This window comes from Sorangium sp. So ce124 (genome assembly GCF_051525235.1).
Lineage (GTDB): Bacteria > Myxococcota_A > Polyangia > Polyangiales > Polyangiaceae > Sorangium > Sorangium atrum.
The window spans coordinates 13,928,767-13,947,276 of record NZ_CP150312.1 but is presented as its reverse complement, the minus strand read 5'-3'; the positions used below and the strand labels follow the sequence as shown (position 1 = coordinate 13,947,276).

At 71.6% G+C, this 18,510-nt stretch carries 14 protein-coding genes; 12 read left to right on the top strand and 2 right to left on the bottom strand.

What is annotated here, in order from left to right:
- The first annotated feature begins 921 nt into the window (after nt 1-921).
- The 11 genes from WMF19_RS52330 (at nt 922) to WMF19_RS52280 (ending at nt 14,346) form a co-directional block, all read left to right on the top strand.
- Entirely contained in the window at nt 922-1,878 is a 957-nt protein-coding gene (locus WMF19_RS52330) for a hypothetical protein (RefSeq protein WP_437897194.1), read from the top strand.
- A 232-nt stretch (nt 1,879-2,110) separates the two neighbouring features.
- Nucleotides 2,111-2,707, top strand: a complete 597-nt coding sequence (locus WMF19_RS52325) for a tRNA-(ms[2]io[6]A)-hydroxylase (protein ID WP_437897193.1) — start codon at nt 2,111-2,113, stop codon at nt 2,705-2,707.
- A gap of 36 nt (nt 2,708-2,743) precedes the next feature.
- Nucleotides 2,744-4,204, top strand: coding sequence for a hypothetical protein (locus WMF19_RS52320; RefSeq protein ID WP_437897192.1), 1,461 nt, complete (start codon nt 2,744-2,746; stop codon nt 4,202-4,204).
- Between the two features lie 284 nt (nt 4,205-4,488).
- A complete protein-coding gene (locus WMF19_RS52315) occupies nt 4,489-4,971 on the top strand; it encodes an ATP synthase F0 subunit B (protein WP_272097039.1) in 483 nt (160 codons plus the stop codon).
- On the top strand, nt 4,968-5,951 hold the full coding sequence (locus tag WMF19_RS52310) for a F0F1 ATP synthase subunit B family protein (RefSeq protein WP_437897191.1): 984 nt from the start codon (nt 4,968-4,970) through the stop codon (nt 5,949-5,951). Before WMF19_RS52315 ends, WMF19_RS52310 begins: the two co-directional genes overlap by 4 nt.
- A complete protein-coding gene (gene atpH, locus WMF19_RS52305; RefSeq protein ID WP_437897190.1) occupies nt 5,948-6,490 on the top strand; it encodes an ATP synthase F1 subunit delta in 543 nt (180 codons plus the stop codon). The genes WMF19_RS52310 and atpH overlap by 4 nt, the downstream gene beginning before the upstream one ends.
- 116 nt (nt 6,491-6,606) lie before the next feature.
- Nucleotides 6,607-8,493: a F0F1 ATP synthase subunit alpha gene (atpA, locus tag WMF19_RS52300; RefSeq protein WP_437897189.1), complete on the top strand. Its 1,887-nt coding sequence runs from the start codon at nt 6,607-6,609 to the stop codon at nt 8,491-8,493.
- Nucleotides 8,494-8,499: 6 nt separating this feature from the next.
- Nucleotides 8,500-9,471, top strand: coding sequence for an ATP synthase F1 subunit gamma (gene atpG / locus WMF19_RS52295; protein ID WP_437897188.1), 972 nt, complete (start codon nt 8,500-8,502; stop codon nt 9,469-9,471).
- Between the two features lie 194 nt (nt 9,472-9,665).
- Nucleotides 9,666-10,271 (top strand): L-threonylcarbamoyladenylate synthase, encoded by a 606-nt coding sequence (locus WMF19_RS52290; protein ID WP_272097034.1) that lies wholly within the window; start codon nt 9,666-9,668, stop codon nt 10,269-10,271.
- A gap of 623 nt (nt 10,272-10,894) precedes the next feature.
- The gene (locus tag WMF19_RS52285) at nt 10,895-12,142 is read left to right on the top strand and encodes a hypothetical protein (protein WP_437897187.1); all 1,248 of its coding nucleotides are present in this window, start codon (nt 10,895-10,897) and stop codon (nt 12,140-12,142) included.
- Nucleotides 12,067-14,346 (top strand): tetratricopeptide repeat protein, encoded by a 2,280-nt coding sequence (locus WMF19_RS52280; protein ID WP_437897186.1) that lies wholly within the window; start codon nt 12,067-12,069, stop codon nt 14,344-14,346. Before WMF19_RS52285 ends, WMF19_RS52280 begins: the two co-directional genes overlap by 76 nt.
- Before the next feature lie 55 nt (nt 14,347-14,401).
- Here the strand turns inward: WMF19_RS52280 and WMF19_RS52275 are convergent, their stop codons facing one another.
- Together WMF19_RS52275 and WMF19_RS52270 are read right to left on the bottom strand one after the other, a co-directional pair.
- On the bottom strand, nt 14,402-15,337 hold the full coding sequence (locus WMF19_RS52275) for a DNA-methyltransferase (RefSeq protein WP_437897185.1): 936 nt from the start codon (nt 15,335-15,337) through the stop codon (nt 14,402-14,404).
- The gene (locus WMF19_RS52270) at nt 15,334-16,242 is read right to left on the bottom strand and encodes a penicillin-insensitive murein endopeptidase (RefSeq protein ID WP_437897184.1); all 909 of its coding nucleotides are present in this window, start codon (nt 16,240-16,242) and stop codon (nt 15,334-15,336) included. Before WMF19_RS52270 ends, WMF19_RS52275 begins: the two co-directional genes overlap by 4 nt.
- A gap of 580 nt (nt 16,243-16,822) precedes the next feature.
- On the opposite strand from WMF19_RS52270, the gene WMF19_RS52265 reads away from it, so the two are divergent.
- Nucleotides 16,823-18,391 carry a hypothetical protein gene (locus tag WMF19_RS52265; protein ID WP_437897183.1) on the top strand — a complete coding sequence of 523 codons (1,569 nt, stop codon included), beginning with the start codon at nt 16,823-16,825 and terminating at the stop codon, nt 18,389-18,391.
- The last annotated feature ends 119 nt before the right edge of the window (nt 18,392-18,510 follow it).

The following is an 18,510-nucleotide window of genomic DNA, read 5'->3' as shown; positions in this document are numbered from 1 at the left end:
CGCTGCTCTGAAGTCCGCTCCACGAAAATAGGTTTCGGGGGCGACCGAAAGAACCGTCGCCCCCAACTTATCCACAGGTCTCACAGCGAGGACTCGCCTCTAACTCCTGGAGATCTCTATGTTATTCTGAATGTAATCGAAGGGCGTGTCGACTTTTCAACAGTCCGCCCACGGCCGCTTCGTCCTCGGGGAATCATCCGCATGCCCCCGCAAGATGCGGGTGGACAGTACAGCCCTCCTGTACCGGGACCCGGCCCGGCCGCAGCCGAGCACGTCGATCGAGGTGGGGGTACAGCCGTCGCGTCGAGGTCCATCGCATTGAAAGACAGATCGGCACAGCCGTCCCCCATACCGCCTCACAGAGCTCGGTAACTCGCAGCGCCCCTTTCGAGGCCACCCTTTGGAGGACCCGGTGCGGCACGGAACCGCCCCGAGGACGAATCGGAGGTAGCACCGGGTGAGTCCGGGCGTCTATCCCCAACTGCGAAACTTGGCTCAAGTATCCGATAGTATTGTTATAAATTCAGTCCCTGACACACTGCGAAGCCGGCTTCGCGTCGACCGAGCTCTGGCTGCCGGACACGAGGCGCCAAAACTCCCGACGCGGGGCGGTGATTTTTACGACGCGCTCACGATTGCAGAGCAAAACCCGCTCATTTCGTCGTCAAGAGGCTCGACGTGGCGGGTTTTCCAGCTTTCTGAGGAAGGCGGAGTTCGTCCAGTACAGAGCGACCGAGGTGCGCCGGTTTTCAGGAGCCAAGAATTTGCCCCCAGGGTCCAGGTGTGCGGTATGGCGAGGCGATGTCGTCGGGGATCCGGTTGACAAGGGGGGCACTCCTGGCGCAGCGGTCGGAGCGGGCGTCTCGCCGGGCGGCGGCCGCCGGGCGGGCCGGGGCCCTCTCGGCGGCAGGCGCGCTCCTGATGGCGTCGGCCGCAGGGCCGGCGGCGGCCGACGAGCTGCCGCCCCAGCTCGCCTACAGCTACGGCGAGAATGAGACGCCCCGCGCCGCGGCCTTCGGGGGTGCGCTGCGCGCCCTCGGGAACGGGACGTCGGCCGTCTTCCTCAACCCGTCCGCCATGGTGGAGACCCGCGTCTATCACCTCCAGGGGCTCTTCCAGGGGAGCCCCGAGGCCGGCCGGCACGCCTATGGCGGCGTCGTCGTCGATTCGGTCACCGGCAAGCTCGCCGGGGCGCTCTCCTTCGTGGGCGGCTTCGTCGACATGGACGGCGGCATCGAGCGCTCCTACCTCGACGCGCGGGCAGGCCTCGCCTACCCCTTGACCGACCGCATCTTCGCCGGGCTCACCGGCCGCTACGCCAAGATCACGCAGGACGGGACGCTCCGCGAGGGCGGCCTCGGCGACAGCCCCGTCTCGGGCGGGCTGCGCGAGTGGGAGAACGGGAAGCTCGTCGGCCGGCACTCCTTCGTCGACACGTTCACGTTCGACGCCGGGCTCACCGTCAAGGCGACCGACAGCCTGCACATCGCGGTCGTCGGACAGAACCTCACCTACCCCGACCACGGGCTGTTGCCCACGACGGTCGGCGGCGGCATCGGGTTCGGCACCGCCGACTTCTCGATCGAGGTCGACGGGCTCGCCGACTTCAACTCTTACCGCGACACCACCTTCCGCTTCATGGCCGGCGGCGAGTACCTCGTCGCCGATCACTTCCCGCTCCGCGCCGGCTACCGCTTCGACCAGGGCGCCGACCAGCACGCGCTGTCGCTCGGCCTCGCCTACGTGGGGACCCAGTTCTCCGTCGAGGGCACCGTGCGGCGGGCCCTCGCCAGCGGAGGACCCACCACGTTCGTGGTCGGGATCGCGTACCACCTCGAGTCGAGCGGGCTGACCCGCGGCTCGTCCGACACCTTCTAGAGCGGCGGTCACCCGCTTCGGAGACGGGCCCACCTCGATGTTTTCGGTGCTCAGCGCACCGGAGTGCGCTTGCGCGCCGAAAACGCCGATCTGGGCCCGTCTCCTGTGCGGGAGACCGCCGCTCTGCGGCGCGTCCGGAGCGAGCTTCGACGGCCGATCGGCGCGCCTGCGCCGAGTTCGGGGCCCGGCTCCCCCTTCTCGCCGCGGCGCGCCTGCTCTAGGTCGGCCCTGCGTGCTGTGCCTGACCCTACCGACCGATCCACGCTGGGCTGACGTGGCGCTCGCCGATCTGCCGGCGCTCCTGACCGACCACGCGCACTGCGAGATGAAGGCGGCGTCGAACGCCCTGTCCCTCGCCGCGCGCTGGCCGTCGCTCCCGCGCCTCGCGCGGGCGCTCGTCGACCTCGCCGAAGAGGAGCTCCGGCACTTCCGCGCGCTGCTCGACGTGATCGAGCAGCGCGGCCTCGCGCTCGGCAAGCCGGAGACCGACGTCTACGCGAGCGAGCTGCGCAAGGCGGCCACGAGCACCTGCGCGCGCAACGCGAAGGCAGCGCTCATCGATCGGCTGCTCGTCGGCGCGATCATCGAGGCCCGCTCCTGCGAGCGCTTCAGGCTGCTCGCCGACGGGCTGGCCGCGCGCGACCACGAGCTCGCGCCGCTCTACGAGGAGCTCTTCGCGTCGGAGGCCCGGCACTACCGGACCCTCGTCGACCTGGCCGTCGAGGTCGCCGGCGACGAGGGCGCCACCCGGAGCCGGCTGGCCGACCTCGCGCGCGCCGAGGGCGAGATCGCCGGGCGGCTCGGGACGGCACCGGCGGTGCACGGGTAACATGCGTAACGTGCGCAACGTGCGTAACGTGCGTCGATGAGCATGGAGATCGATCTGATCCGCCTCGACCGGGACGTCGCCCGCGCGGAGCGCGCGTGGCGCGCGGCGCTCGGTGACCTCGTCAGGCGCGGTCCGGCGCCGCCCGGCACCGACGAGGACGGCCCGAGCGCCGCCGAGGCGAGGGCCAGGCTCGAGAACCCGCTCGATCCCTTCCGGCGCGTCAGCTCGCGGACGACCTACCTCGAGCTCACGGGCAAGACCCCCGGCCTCGGCGCGGAGCTCGGGCTCGCGAGCTCGACGCCGTCCGCCGCGCCTGACCCGACCGGCCTCGCGGCCCCCCTCGCCGACTGGGTCTGCGCGCTCACGCTGGAGCGCGTCGTCTGGGCCGACCGCGTCCGGCTCGCCGCGGCCTGGCACGCGCCGCTGGTCACGATCGACCTGCCCGAGCCGGCGCGGATGTCGCCCCACGAGGCGCGCCTCAGGCTGCTCGCCGACCCGACGAGCGCCGGGCGGCAGATCTTCGCCGAGGCGCTCGCCCGAGGATCCGGCGCGGTCGCCGACGCCGCCCGCGTCCTCGTCGAGCGGAGGCACGAGGCGGCGCGGCGGCTCGCGGAGGAGGGCCTCCGCGCGATCGAGATCCCCTGCGACCCTCCCGGCGCGGCGATCGGCGCCGCGGACGCGCTGCTGCGCCGGACCGAGTCGGTGATCGAGCTCGAGCCGACCTGGCACGCCGCGCTCGGGCGCGCCGTCGGCCGCGACGCGGCGTCGGGGTGGCCAGCGCGGCTCGGCCCGCGGTGGATCGAGGAGCTGTTCCGCGCGACGAAGCTGACCGACGGCGTCGCGATCGATCTCGGACCGCTGCCGCCGCCGCTCGGCGCGGCGTCGTTCGCGCGCGCGCTCGCCCGCTTCGGCGCGGCGCTCGCGCGTGGTGATGGAGCGCGCGGGCCGTTCGCGCTCTCCCGCGCGCCGTTCGATCTCCGGCAGGCGCGCCGCGCCGCGCTGTTCGGCGGCCTCGTCGCCGATCCCGTCTTCTGCGCCCGCGCGCTCGGGCTCGGCCGGGGCCGCGCGCTCGATCAGGCGCGCGCCACCGCGCGCAGCCTCCTCCTCTCGCTGCGCCTCGACGCCGCGACCGTGGCGCTCGTGTTCGGCGCCGGCCAGGACGGAGGCGGGCACGTGCTGCTCCGGGCCTCGCGCGATCGGAGCGACCGCTTCGAGGAGACCACCGCGCGCGCGCTCGGCGCGCCGATCCCGGGAGCGCTCGCCGGCGTCATCCCGGCGCTCGATCCCGGCGCGGCGGTCCGGCTCGCCGGGGCGCTCCTCGCAGCGCGCGATCGGCGCAGCCTGATCGAGCGCTTCGACGAGGACTGGTTCCGCAATCCGCGAGCCGCCGAGGCCATCCGCGACGAGGACGGCGCGCGCGCGCCGGCGCCGCGCGCCAGCGAGGGCGATCTCGAGGCCGGCCTCGGAGAGATGATGCGCTCGCTCGCGGACCTGTAGCGCTGGCATCACCCGCGCTCGCACGCCTGGAGCGCGACCGTCACCCGTTGCCGTCACCCGTTAACGAAGCGCGCGATCACGAGCCTGTGGCGCCCGTCACCCGCGAGCGAGGCGCGGGCGCGTCGTCAGGAGACGTGATGTTAAAGAGGGGCTCGTCCGCCCTGCGAGAACCCTTCCAGCTTTGACTGACACGTGCTAGTGCCGGCTCGCGAAATCGCCCCCCCGAGGGGCGTGGGGCAGCGAGCGGCTCGCGCTGCGCCGCCCTCGTCGCCGAACAAGCACCCGTGAACCCGAACGCAATGCACCCACTCCTCGCGTCCGGCGCCAGCCCCATCGCCGTCGACTTCGATCTGACGTTCCTGGCGCAGGTCGTCCTGTTCTCGACGTTCGTCGTCGTGCTCAAGCCGCTCCTGTTCGATCCGCTGCTCCGCGTCTTCGAGGAGCGCGAGCGGCGCACCGACGGCGCCAAGCGGGAAGCGCGCGAGATGGACGAGCGCGCCGGCGAGCTGCTCACCCGCTACGAGGCCGAGATCGAGAAGGTCCGGCGCGAGGCCGGGATCGAGCGAGAGCGGCTCCGCGCCGAGACCGCGAAGATCGAGGCGCAGATCATGGCCGAGGCCCGCGCGGAGACGGCGCGGATCCTCGAGGACAGCAAGGCGAAGATCGCGGCCGAGGTCGCCCGCATGCGCGGCGAGCTCGCCGCCGCCCAGCCCGCGCTCGCCGCGGAGATCGCCGCCAGCATGCTCGGCCGCGAGGTGCGCCAGTGAAGAAGCCGCTCCTCCGCTCCTCGCTCGCGCTCGGCCTTGCCGCGGCGCTCGCCGCCGGCACCGCGCTCGCGCAGCAGCCGGGCTCCGAGCCGGCGCTGCCCCCCGGCCACCCGCCCATCCCGTCGCCTGCCGAAGCGCAGCCGGGCTCGCAGCAGATGCCTCAGCGCCCGCGCGACATGCAGCCCGGCCGGCCGCTCGGGCCGGGCGGCCGCCAGCTCCCGGGCGGCCACGGGATCCGTCCGGCGGGCATGCAGCGCGGGCGCCCCACGCCGCCGCCGCCCGAGCCGGCCTCCCACGGGGAGGAGCACTGCCCCGGGCACGGCCCGACGGATCCGCCGCCGCACGTCAACTGGTGGCACGGCCTCATCGGCGTGAACAACGAGGCCGCCGCGAAGGGCGGCATCAACGCGCTGCTCTGGCGCTACAACAACGAGCAGAACCCCTGCGATCCGAAGAACGAGCCGCCGCCGTTCCTCGCGTCAGTCCTGAACTTCGGGCTGCTCGCGTTCATCGTCGTCCGCTTCGGGAGGAAGCCCATCGCGGAGGCGCTGAAGAAGCGCAAGCAGACGATCACGCAGGAGCTCGACAACGCGTCGCGCCTCAAGCAGGAGGCCGAGCAGCGGCTCGAGGACTACGAGGACAAGCTCACGCGGCTCGAGGAGACGCTCGCCGAGCTCAAGGCCGAGCACGCGGCGCAGGCGGAGGTCGAGAAGGCCCACGTGCTCGCCGAGGCGGAGCAGCGGCGCGTCCGGATGCGGCGCGACGCGGAGTTCCGCGCCGAGCAGGAGCTCAAGGCGGCGCGCGCCATGCTCCTCCAGGAGGCGGTGCAGAACGCCGTCGCCGCGGCCGAGGAGCTGCTCCGGCAGCGCATCGGCCAGCAGGACCTCGACCGGGTCAACGAAGAGTACCTGAAGGCCATCCCCGCGGCCGTCTCCGCCGGCGCCGCCCGCGGACCCCAGACCACCGGAGCAGCGACATGAGCTACGAGTCCGTCGCCCGACGCTACGGGCGCGCGATCTTCGAGATCGGCAAGGAGACCGGGACCCTCGCGGCCCTGGCCAGGGAGATCGGGGACGCCAGCGCGATGTACTCGTCGAGCGAGGAGCTCCGCCTCGTCCTCGACAACCCGCTCATCCCGGAGGCCTCGCGCGAGGAGCTGCTCCGCGAGATCGGCGGCCGCGCCGCCTTCTCGGACGTGGCGAGGAACACCCTCCTCCTGCTGGCGCGGCGCCGGCGGCTCGCGGCGCTGCCCGAGATCGCGCGGCAGCTCGCGCTCCTCGTCGATCAGGACCAGAACGTCGCCCGGGCCGTGGTGACGAGCGCGGGCCCGCTGACCGACGGCTACCTCGACCGGCTCCGGGCCGAGCTCGAGAAGGCGACCGGCAGGAAGATCTCGGTCACCCACAAGCAGGATCCCTCGCTCATCGCGGGCGTGGTGACCCAGATCGACGATCAGGTGATCGACGGCAGCCTCCGGACCCGGCTGTCGAGCTTCCGTGACAACCTGCTCCGAACCTGAGGGGACGCGAGCAAGCACCCCTGTTTCATGATGGGTCTTGGCCCGGCGCTCGCCGCCCCCTCGACCTTGACGACGTTGATTCCGCAGCCCAAGCGTCTCCCCACAGAGGACTCCGCATGCAGCTCCGCGCCGAAGAGATCTCCCAGATCATCAAGAAGCAAATCCAGAATATCGACAAGGCCGCTCAGGTCACCGAGACGGGCACCGTGCTCACGGTGGGCGACGGCATCGCCCGCGTGCACGGCCTGAGCCGCGCGATGGCCGGCGAGCTCGTCGAGTTCACCGGCTCGGAGGGCGGCAGCCTGATGGGGCTCGTGCTGAACCTCGAGCAGGACAACGTGGGCGCCGCCATCTTCGGCGACACGAGCACCATCAAGGAAGGCGACGCCGTCAAGCGGACCGGGCGCATCATGGAGGTGCCCGTCGGCGAGGCGACGCTCGGGCGCGTCGTGAACGCGCTCGGCATGCCGATCGACGGCAAGGGCCCGATCGATACGAAGGAGCGCCGCCGCGTCGAGGTGAAGGCGCCCGGCATCATCCAGCGCCAGCCGGTCACCGAGCCGATGCAGACCGGCATCAAGGCGATCGACGCGATGATCCCGGTCGGCCGCGGCCAGCGCGAGCTCATCATCGGCGACCGGCAGGTGGGCAAGACCGCCGTCGCCGTCGACGCGATCATCAACCAGAAGGGCAAGGGCGTCATCTGCGTCTACGTCGCGATCGGCCAGAAGCTGTCGACGGTGCGCCAGGTCGTGGACAAGCTCGATGCGCACGGCGCGCTGGAGTACACGATCATCGTCGCCGCGACCGCGAGCGAGACCGCGCCGCTCCAGTTCATCTCGCCGTACACCGGCGTGACCATCGGCGAGTACTTCCGCGACAGCGGGCGCCACGCCCTGTGCATCTACGACGACCTCTCGAAGCAGGCGGTCGCGTACCGCCAGCTCTCGCTCCTGCTCCGCCGCCCGCCGGGCCGCGAGGCGTACCCGGGCGACGTCTTCTACCTCCACTCCCGGCTCCTCGAGCGCGCCGCGAAGATGGCCGACATCTTCTACGTCGTGTCGAAGGGGACGAAGATCGAGGGCGGCGACGCCTCGTACCGCGGCGTGGACGGCAAGGCGCACGTCGGGGCGCACGGGATGCACTCGGCGAAGGACTCGCTCTGGAAGACGATCGACGGGGCCCTCTTCGAGAAGCTCGAGCAGGCGCGCAAGGACGAGAAGAAGGACGAGATCAAGAAGCTCGAGCAGCAGCTCTCGGACAAGGCGAAGGCGAGCGACTACGAGATCGTCCGTGATCCGAAGTCGGGCGGCTCGCTCACGGCGCTGCCGGTCATCGAGACGCAGGCGGGCGACGTGTCGGCGTACATCCCGACGAACGTCATCAGCATCACGGACGGGCAGATCTTCCTCGAGGCCGACCTCTTCTACTCCGGCGTCCGCCCGGCCATCAACGTCGGCATCTCGGTCAGCCGGGTCGGCGGCAACGCGCAGATCAAGGCGATGAAGTCGATCTCCGGCACGCTCCGCCTCGATCTCGCGCAGTACCGCGCCATGGCGGCGTTCTCCCAGTTCGCCTCGGACCTCGACGCGAAGACCCGCGCGCAGCTCGAGCGCGGCGCGCGCCTCACCGAGATCCTGAAGCAGGGCCAGTACGTGCCGCTGGCGGTCGAGAAGCAGATCCTCATCATCTACGCCGGCACGCAGGGCCTGCTCGACAGCCTGCCGGTGAGCTCGCTCGGGCGCTTCGAGGAAGAGCTCTACAAGTTCATCGAGGCGAAGCACCCCCAGATCTTCGTGGACATCCGCGAGAAGAAGGTCCTCGACGACGACCTCAAGTCGCGGATGACGAAGGCGATCGACACCTTCAAGAAGCGGTTCGCGGTGGAAGCGGCCGGCGCCTCGACCGCGGCCGACGAGGACGGCGCGGGCGACGACGAGGAGGAGGCGCCGAAGGCCAAGTCGAAGAACGGGAAGAGCGCCTCGAAGGCAAAGGAAAAGTAGGCAGCCGTGCCCAGCCTCAAGTCCATTCGCAAGCGGATCTCCAGCGTCAAGTCGACGCAGAAGATCACCCGCGCCATGAAGATGGTCGCGGGCGCCAAGCTCAACAAGGCGCAGCAGCGCATCACCGAGCTGCGGCCCTACGCCGTGAAGGTGCAGGAGGTGCTCTCGGCGATCACGCGCGACGCGGCTCCCGCGGCCGAGGCGCTCGCGGCGGAGGGGATCGGGGCGGAGGGCGAGGCGGGCGCGCTCGCCGGTGGCGAGAAGGCGCTGCACCCGCTGCTCGTGACCCGCCCGGAGCGGCGCGTGCTGCTCCTGGTGCTCACGAGCGACCGCGGGCTCTGCGGCGGCTTCAACACCAACATCAACAAGCGCGCCGAGCGCGAGTGGAAGAGCCGGACCGAGGCGGGCCAGGAGGTCCAGCTCGCGATCATCGGCCGCAAGGGCCGGGACTACTTCAACCGCCGCGGCGCGCCGATCCTCGAGTACCTGGCCGGGGTCTGGGACAAGCTCAACCTCGAGACGGCCCAGTCCGTCGGCGCGAAGCTCCTCGCCCCGTTCAACAAGGGCGAGGTCGACGCGATCTACCTCGTCTACAACGAGTTCAAGAGCGCGATCACGCAGACGGTCGTCGTCGAGCGGCTCCTGCCGCCCGCCGGCGGTCCGGCGAAGGAGCAGGAGCAGGGAGACGAAGGCGGCCACGGCGCGCCTTCCGCGGCGTCGGAGTTCCTCTACGAGCCGGACAAGGGCGCGCTCCTGGAGCGGCTCGTGCCGATGTACGTGGACATCTCGATCCTGCGCGCGCTCTACGAGTCGATGGCCAGCGAGCTCGGCGCGAAGCTCACGGCGATGGACGCCGCGAACAAGAACGCCAAGGAAGTCATCGACAACCTGACGCTCGAGTACAACAAGGCGCGTCAGGCGGCGATCACCAAGGAGCTCATGGAGATCATCGGCGGCAGCGAGGCGCTCAAGGAGTAGCGAGCCGCGCTGCAACGCCGGGATCTTCGATCTCCGCCTCGGGGCCGGTCGCGCGTGCGACCGGCTCGCGTTTCGGGGGCTTCGCCCCGCCTCTCTTCACCCTCAGCATCGCCCTCCGGCTGCCCCACGCTGGCGGCGCATCCGAGCAGCCAGCACTGGCGAAGTCGGCCGGGCGGCCCCATGGTTGCGTTCCCGTGCTCCAGCCCATCAACCCCGATCACCCGGAACCCCGCAAGATCGCGCGAGCGATCGATCTCATTCAGAAGGGGGAGGTCATCGGCTACCCGACCGATACCGTGTACGGGTTCGGGTGCGACCTGATGAACAAGGCGGCTATCGAGCGGGTGTATCAGATCAAGGGGATGCGCCAGAACAAGAACCTGGCGTTCATCTGCCCGGATCTGAGCGACATCGCGCGCTACGCGATCGTCGAGAACCAGGCGTACCGCATCCTGAAGCGCTTCCTGCCCGGGCCGTACACCTTCATCCTCCCCGCGACGCGCGAGGTGCCGAAGTACGTGCACCTCAAGCAGAAGACGGTCGGCATCCGCGTGCCGAACCACCCGGTCGCGCTCGCGCTGGTCCGAGCGCTCGGGCGGCCGCTCATCAGCACGACCGCGGCGCCTCCCGGGGAGGATCCGATCATCGATCCGGGGGAGATCGACGATCGGTTCCCGGGGCTCGCGCTCGTCCTCGACGCAGGGACCGGCGGGGCCGTGCCCACGACCGTGATCGACCTGAGCCAGGGCGATGTGCAGATCGTCCGGCAGGGCGCGGGGCCGACGGACGATCTCGTCTGAGCGTTACGCCGGCCCTCTCCGCGCCGCGCGAAGAACACGCGCTCCTCGGGCCCGCCCCTTCGCCCTCGCAACCCCGGACGAGCCGGTTGCAACGGTTGATGCAAGCGTCGAAACGGCCCTCTCGGGCGGCGAGTGAGCCATTTCAAGCGCTGAAGTGTGCCACTCGGCGCCCTAGAAGGCCTTTTCAAGCGTTGAAGTGAGCCACTCGGCGACCTGGGAGGCCTTCTCAAGCGTTGAAATGGGCCACTCCGTGACCGAGGAGGCTCTCTCAAGACTTGAAATCGGCCTCTGCTCCACCCAGCACGGCCTTTCAAGGGGAGCGACGCCTCGACAGCACGCGATCCGAGCGGAGTCGCTGAGCGTGGCTGCGCGCAAGCGCCCCGTGGGACCGCGGAGCCACACCGTGTTCCTCGTGCGCGAGCCGCGCTGCCTGGGTCCGCATCTGGCGCACGGGGGCCGAGCAGGTGCTCCGGGGCTCGGTCTGCTAAGGTCGAGCCGTGTCGCGCCGGGCCGTCTGGGAGACCATTTACAAACGATTCGACCCTTTCCGTCCGGCGGACAACCGGGCGTGGCGAGCCGAACGGGTGCGGAGCCCTGCGAGCCGAATCGTCCAGCGTGTGGCCATGCCGTTCGGGGACACGCGGGCGCTCGTCACCGGCACGACGGGCACAGGGAAGTCGACCGAGCTCCTCCGCATCGCAGAGGCGCGCAGTGGCCAGGACTTCGTCATCGTGCTCGACCTGCACCGCCATTTCGCAGAGGTCGTCGGCGACGAGCAGGCCCTGCGCAACGTGGGCGCCTGGGAGGTCGTGTTCCTCGCAGGCCTGGCCCTCGTCCGGGCGGCCGGCGAGCTCCTCCCCTACCCCATCCCCGCCTCGCACATCACCGATCTCTCGGCCGCGTGGGAGAAGGTCGCGCGCGCCACCGAGACGCCCGGGGCGCAGGCCGCCGCCGTGGACGCGGGTGCGCTCGCGAAGGCGATGGTGGTGCTCGCGTCGGCAGGCCTGCCGCTGCTCGGCGCACCCGCCGCGGCGGCCGGCGCGGTCGGGCTCAAGGTGCTCGAAGCCGCGTCCGGCGCGCTCAAGTGGAACCTGCCCATCGGCCAGGCTGCACGACGACGGCGCGATCAGGACGCCGAGATGCAGACGCTGCTCCAGGCGGTCAACGTCCTCATCGGACACGTGCAGTCGAAGGCGATGCGGATCCTGCTGCTCATCGATGGGCTGGACCGGATCGTCGAGCTCGATCGCGCCGAGGCGCTGTTCATCGAGTCGGAGATGATCGCGCAGCTTGAGTGCCGCGTGGTCGTGAGCGGCCCGTTCGCGCTGCGATCGAGCCCAGTGGCGAGCGCGATCCCGCGCTTCAACCTGATCCTGCCGCTCGTCAACGAGCCCGTCATGGATCACCGCGATCCGACGCAGCGCGGGCCCGGGCTCGATTTCTTCTGCGAGCTCTACGAGCGGCGCACCGCCGACCTGGGCGCGCCGGATCTCGTCGCGCGGGCGGAGCTGGAGCGGCTCGCTTACTACTCCGGCGGCAGGGCGCGCGATTTCGTGAAGTTGATCCGGGCGCTCGCCGAGCAGGCCTGGCTCGAGGACGCGCCGCACGCGACGCCGGCGCTCGTCGACGCGGTGCTCGACAGCATGCGCCGGCTGCTCGAGACCGGCCTAGATGAAGGTCATATCGAGGTGCTCGAGGCGGTGATGGCGAACCCGCGGCACCGCATCCCCTCCGACGGGAGGGCGCGCGAGCTCCTCACGTACGGCCACCTCCTGCCCTATCCGAACGAGTCCGAATGGTATTACCCCCATCCGCTCCTGACGATGCACCTGCTCCGGCCGATCGCGCGCTCCACGAGCGGCTCCGCCTGATCCTGCGGCTCGGCGAGGCGGGCGTCCTCGTCCTCATCGACCAGGCGCGACCCGAGCGGCTCGGGTCCCTCGTGCGGGCGCTCGCCGTGAGCGAGCCGGACCTTTTCGTGCACACCGACGCGACTCAGCTCGCCCGTGCGCCGAAGGGTGCCGTGGTCGTGCTCGTGCCGGACGCCGCGCAGGCGGGGTGGCTGAACGTGGAGCGGCCGATCCTGGCGGAGCGGGCGCTCCGGGTGATCCTGTTCAGCGACGCGGCGACCTCGACGGCGCTGGCGAGGAAGGCGCCGGATTTCTTCCACTGGATCTCCCATCGGCTGGAGTGCCCGAGAGGGCCGTGGCCGCCAGTGATCTGGGGGATCCGGGCGGCAGACGAGCGGGGCTGGGGGATGTTCTGGCAAGAAGGAGATCTCGATGAGGCGTTCGCGGCGGCGCTGCCAGCGAGCACGCGGGTGCGCGTGTCCGCGACGGCGCCTTATCCAGCGCTAGTGGAGGCGATCCGGGCGGCGGACGGCGCCTGGATCGAAGCCTGCGAGGTCGACAGCTTCTTTGAGCTGCGCCGCCTGCGCTGGGCGCTCGTGGAAGCTGGGCGGAGAGAGCCGCTCGTGACCGAGCGGGTCGTGGCGCGCGGTCGAGCCGCGATGTCTGGTACCGGCAGCATGGGCCTGCTAGAGGTGGACTCGCGTCCAATGCCGCTCGCGCAGGCGATCAGGGAGCTCGAGGCCGCGGGTGCCGAGGGCGCTGGACGGCTCGCGGCGCTCCTCGATTTCGAGTGCGATGCGGTCACGACGGCGGTCAGGCTGCTCGAGGCAGGCCTCCCGCAGGCGCGGCTTGACGATGTTGCGCGCGCCGCGGGTGATCCGGTGCAGCGGCTATGGCCGCTCTGCAGCGCACATGGCATCTCGCCGGTGCGAGGAGTGGGGACGTCCCTGCTGCGCATCAACATCGCGCCTCGTCGGGATCTCCGTTTCTCCTGCGAGCAGCTCATCGCCGAGCGCCGCTGGATCGGTGCTGCGCGCGGCGCCATCGCGGACGGGGATCCGATCGTGGCCGTCCACTGGGCGCAGCGCGCGCTGGCAGAGGAGCGCGGCAACATGGATGCCGCTCGCACGCTGGGTGTGGCGCTGGCTGACGGAGGGCAGCTGGGCAGGGTCCGGGAAATCCTGCGCGAAGTTTTCGCCGAGAGCGAGCTGAAGGAGCACGCCGAGCTGGTCGATGAGCTGGTCGGTGTGATCCAGTCGATCGACCTCTCGGGAGCCCGTAAGCAGTTGGAAGAGGCGCTGACGCTCGTGGACGATCACGATGTCGAGCCCTCCCTTGAGGGCGCGAACGTGCTTCGCGAGCTGGCTCAACTTCAAATCGCCGCCGGCAATCTGACCGGCGCGCGCACCAAGCTGGAGGAGGCATCGTCGCTCCTGACGAGGACGCACGGGACCGAGGAACACCCGCGCGTCGCCGCCTCGCTGCGCGACCTCGCTCGCGTCCTCTTCGCGCAGGGTGAGGTGCCGCGCGCGCGCGAGCTCCTGGAGCAGGCGCTCCGTATCGAGACGAAGGTGCACGGAGACTGGCACCCGCGCGTCGCCGCCTCGCTGCGCGAGCTCGCCCGCACCCTCTTCGCCCAGTCGGATTCGAGAGGGGCGCGCGAACTCCTCGAGCGGGCGCTTCAGATCCAGCTGCGGGTTTACGGGACGGGAGAGCATCCTGGTGTCGCCGATTCGCTCCACCACCTCGCCCGGGTCCTCTTCGCGCAAGGCGAGCTGCCGTACGCGCGGCAGCTCCTGGAGCAAGAGCTGAGCATCAGGACGAAGATCGAGGGGGCGAACGCTCCCGAGGATATCAGCGCCTCGCTCGAGTCGCTGTCCATGGTGCTCCTGTCCCAGGGCAACCTCGGGGGGGCACGCGAGGCGCTCGAGCGCGCGCTCCCGATACTCGAGCGCGTTCACGGAACCGCCGGGCACCCCGAGGTGGCCGTCATGGAGGGGAACCTGGGAGCTGTGCTCCTGGCCCTGGGCGAAACGGAACGCGGTATCGCTTTGCGCCGTCGAGCGCACGAGACGCTGCGCAGTCAGCTGGGGCCCGATCATCCGTTGACCCGCGACATCGGGAGGAGTCTTCCACGCTCGGCCAGCCAGACGGAGGCTGCGGAGCCTCATGCCATCGAGACCACAGAACGCATGCTGAGAGCACGCGACGCGCCGAGCTCGTGATGGCCCCTTCTACCCGCTGAGCTGCGCTCGGCGGTCCCGTCACGACGCTCGCCCGCTACGGTGCAACCCCATCGCCCTGCGCCGCGGTGACCTCCAGCGCCGTGTACACGATCCCCTCGCGGTCGAGCCGCTCCCGCGCCGTCGCGAAGGCGAGCGGGCTCCGGTCGCCGCCGACGAAGCGGCGGCCGAGGCGCGCGGCCGCGATGAGCGTGGTGCCGCTGCCGCACATGAGATCGGCGACGGTCGCGCCGGGCGCGGAGGACGCGCGGACGATGCGCTCCAGCAGCCGCTCCGGCTTCTGCGTGGGGTAGCCGGTGGCCTCGCGGCGCAGCGGGGTGTTGGCGACCATCCCGGGAATGTCGCTCCACACGCTCCCGAGCCGGCGGCCCTCGTCGGCGTAGTACCGGTACGCTTTGCCGCCGAGGATCCGCTCGCGGTACAGGCGGCCTTCCTCGTCGCGGTGCTTGAAATGCATCGCGAGGCTGGTCTCGGCGTACGGCTCGCGGAGCATCGGATCCGCGACGTTGTAGACCACCTGGCCGCGCTCGCCCGCGGCGCGCGCGTAAAGGAGGATCGTCTGGTGCGTGACGGAGAAGCCGCGCGCGCCCCGGCCGCCGTTGCCGGGCGCCCAGATGATCTCGCCGAGGAAGGCGCCGCGGCCGAACAGGCGATCACACGCGACCTTCGCGTCGTGGACCGCGCGGTGATCGAGGTGCAGGTACAGCGTCGCGCCCTCGGTCATGCGATCGCGGATGGCCGCGAGGCGCGGCTCGAGCATCGCGACGAGCGCGTCGGCGCTCGCGCGATCGTCGTACGCGTCGGGCCCGCTCTCCGGCCGGCGCCGCCCGCGCGCCTGGCCGCGCGCCGCCCGCGCGGTCATCGTCGTCCCGACGCCGAAGGGAGGATCGAGGTAGACGAGATCGAACCGCACGTCCGCGGGGAGCGCCTCGCAGACGTCGGCCGCGTCGCCATGCGCCAGGAGGTGGCTCACAGGGCGCTGTCCGGAGCCGCCACGCGAGAGCCCGCGGCGGCGCTTCCAGGCAGGAGGTCGTCGAGCAACGCGGCGGCGAGGTCGCCATCCGACGGCGCGATGAGCTGCGGCACGGCCGGCAGCCATGGCCACTGCGGGCCGCCGCCGAGGCAGCCGGAGAGGGCTTCGTCGGGCGTGCACGCGACGCGGAGGTGGATGTGATCGGCGTGCGCCGTGCTGTCGCCCGGCTGGAGCAGCACGCTCTCGGCATACCAGATGAGCTCCGGATCCTCGCCGAGCGCGCGGGCGTACTCGATGAGCAGCGCCTCGAGCCAGCGGGCCACGAAGAGCCACTGGACGTGCGCGTCGGGCGAGCGGACGAGCGACTTCACGAGCAGCCACTCCCGCTCGACGTCGAAGCGGACGTACTGCGGCGCGCCCGCGCGCGGCGACGCGGGCTCCTCGGCGCCATCGCTGATCCGCGCGAGCCCGTCCGGCCCGAAGGCGACGAAGCCCGGCGAGCGCACAGGGCGGCCGTCCGGGGTCAGCGCGTAGAGCAAGAGGTCGGCGTCGCGCCCGGTGCGGTGGGACCGGTGCCCCCGCGTGGCGCCGCCGTAGCGCGCGGAGAGGTCGCCGACGACGAGCGGCTCGCCACCCGGCCGCGCCAGCGCTACCTCCGCCGCGGCGCGCTGGACCGCGGCGACCAGCCCCGCCGTCCCCCACCGGATGCCGTTGCTGCGGAGCAGCCGGTAGCCTGGGCCCTGCCTCGGGAGCTCGACGGCGTCGGTGATGACGCCGTGGTGCGGGACGCCGATCGAGCCGCGGAGCGAAGGGGCGAGCGGCGTGGGCGAGGAGCCGACGCAGGCCGCGCAGCAGAGCGCGACGAGCCCGAGGAGGAAGGTGGCGAGGAGAGGACGGCTGGGCATCACGACGAAAGAGAGGAAGGCCGCGGCGCCAGGCACCGGACGGACGAAGCTGACACTGACAGCCGCTCGTTAGCCGCGCGGGCGGCGGAGGGGAAGTTCTCGGCTCACCGGGGTGCCCGAAGCGCGGCGCGCACCGCGATCGTGGGTCCAGCCGGCGAGGCAGATGAGCTCGCCTGCGCGCGTCCGCTCCCCGTGGTTGTTCAGGTCGTTGATCATCCATAGAGGCCCGTCGTGGGGCAGATCGGCCTGGTTCAAACGCACACCGGGCTCGGGAACAACATGGCTGTTTCGGTGATCGCTCGTCCTCCTGGCGGAGGTGATATCGCAGGGTCCTGCGTCCCGAAGTGGTCTCTCGATGGTCGATATCGAGCATCGATGGATATCCGCACGACTCAGCGCGTGCGAACCGGCGTCGCGTCGGGCCACGCAGAGGCGGCCAAACTGCCACACGGATCCGGCGATTCGACGAGAGGAGGTCGCGTCCCGTCGCGAGCTCGCGCGCAGCGGCCACCCTCGCGGCGCTGCGCGGCTTACGCTCCCCCTGCCCTCGCGGAGCGATCAGCGCTAACACCCTCGCGCCATGGATCCCGAGCAGCGCGCCACCCAGCGGAACACCAGCCAGGGGAGCACGGGCGCAGATCGACAGCCGCCGCCGGCGGAGGAGCCCGAGGGCGTCGCCTGGAAGGGCGCGCTGGCCGTCGCCCTCGTCGTCGGTGGCCTCGTTGTGTGGCGCGCCTGCTCCACACCGGGAGGCGCCGCGAGCGACGCGCCCGCGCCGCCCAGCGCGAACCCCGCGGCGTCCGCGCCGAGCGACACCGACGATGCCGGCGCGGCGCAGGAGCCGCCGCCCCCGCGCTGCACGCCCGCGAGCCCGCCGCCGTTCGTCATCGGCGACGCGCCGCCGGCCGCGCGCGGGGCCGAGGAAGGCGCGGGGGGCGGCGGCGCGGACAGCGTTGAAGACATCGCGCCGTTCGCCGTCGAGGTCGGCCGCGGGACGACGTTCTCCGGCGGGTTCGCCGTGGGCGCCCAGCGAGAAGCCGAGGGCGGGACCGTCGCGATGGTGGCCACGCTCTCGGCCGACGGCGCCCAGGGGAAGCTCGTCCGGCTCGCGCGATCGCGCGGGGACATGGATCCTCCGGTCGTCGCAGGCGCCGGGGGCGCCATCCTCGCCGCGATGCTCGAGCCGAACGCGGGCGGGCGCGCGATCAAGGTCGCCAGGGTCGAAGGGGACCACGTCACGTGGGGGGCCGAGCTCGCCGAGGGGCGCGACGAGTCGCTCGCGCTCGACATCGCCGCGTCCGGCGAGCGCGCGGTCATCGTCTGGGACGACGTGACCCGCGACGGCAAGCGCTCGCGGATCATGCTCGCCTCCGCCGACGTGGGCACGCTGCGCTCCGTGACGTCGGCCCGCCCGGTCTCCCAGCCGAGCACCGACGCCGAGACGCCGCGCGTGATCGGCCGGCCGGGCGGCTACTGGCTCGCGTACATCGCGCGCGCCGAGGAGCCGGCGCGAAAGGCCGCGGCGAAGAAGGACGACGGCGACGAGGACACGGCCGCGGCGGGCGAGACGATCGCCCACCAGTGGATCGAGGTGGTCCCCCTCGACGAGACGGGCGCGCTCACCGCGACGCCCCGCGCGGTCACCCCCAAGAACGGACACGTGCTCGCGTACGACCTGACGCTCGGCGAGGACGACGGGCTCATCCTCGCCTTCCGGGACGATGACACCCCGAGCGGCTCGATCGGAGGGCGCATCAGCGCCGTGCTGGTGCGGCTCGGCGGCGCCAGCGAGCCGCGCGTGCTCGTCGGCGGCGATCGCGACCAGGACGCCCCGCCCGAGGCCGCGCTGGGCCTGGGCGCCGGGGTGCCGGCGCTCCTCCCCGGCGCTCGAGGCCCGGGCGCGCAGGACCCGGCGAAGGCCGCGGGCGCCGCGGCGTGGCTGGCGATCGCGAACGCATCCGGCCCGACGCAGCTCGCGGCGCTCACCGCGAGAGGCGAGCTCGAAGGCGGGCTGCACGCCGAGCCGGCCCTCGGGCGCGGCGAGCCGATCGCCGCCTCCGCAGAGGCGCTGCTCGTGGCGCAGCCGGCCGGAAAAGCGATGAAGCTCGCCTTGCTGCGCTGCGCGTCGACAGCACCGTTCAACAAGTAGGTCGCCCCTGTATCGGTAAGCGCGCGACGCCAGCGAGCAGGCGCATCGACTGTAGATTGAGGGCGCGTGGATGTGTAGCATCCGCGGCGGTGGCCCACGGGGACGATCCGCAACACGAA

Coding starts and splice junctions, on each gene's coding strand:
- WMF19_RS52270 (WP_437897184.1), bottom strand. CDS start 16,242: ATGCCCAGCCGTCCTCTCCTCGCCACCTTCCTCCTCGGGCTCGTCGCG.
- WMF19_RS52265 (WP_437897183.1), top strand. CDS start 16,823: ATGGATCCCGAGCAGCGCGCCACCCAGCGGAACACCAGCCAGGGGAGC.
- WMF19_RS52330 (WP_437897194.1), top strand. CDS start 922: ATGGCGTCGGCCGCAGGGCCGGCGGCGGCCGACGAGCTGCCGCCCCAG.
- WMF19_RS52285 (WP_437897187.1), top strand. CDS start 10,895: ATGCCGTTCGGGGACACGCGGGCGCTCGTCACCGGCACGACGGGCACA.
- WMF19_RS52320 (WP_437897192.1), top strand. CDS start 2,744: ATGAGCATGGAGATCGATCTGATCCGCCTCGACCGGGACGTCGCCCGC.
- atpH (WP_437897190.1), top strand. CDS start 5,948: ATGAGCTACGAGTCCGTCGCCCGACGCTACGGGCGCGCGATCTTCGAG.
- atpA (WP_437897189.1), top strand. CDS start 6,607: ATGCAGCTCCGCGCCGAAGAGATCTCCCAGATCATCAAGAAGCAAATC.
- WMF19_RS52280 (WP_437897186.1), top strand. CDS start 12,067: ATGGTATTACCCCCATCCGCTCCTGACGATGCACCTGCTCCGGCCGAT.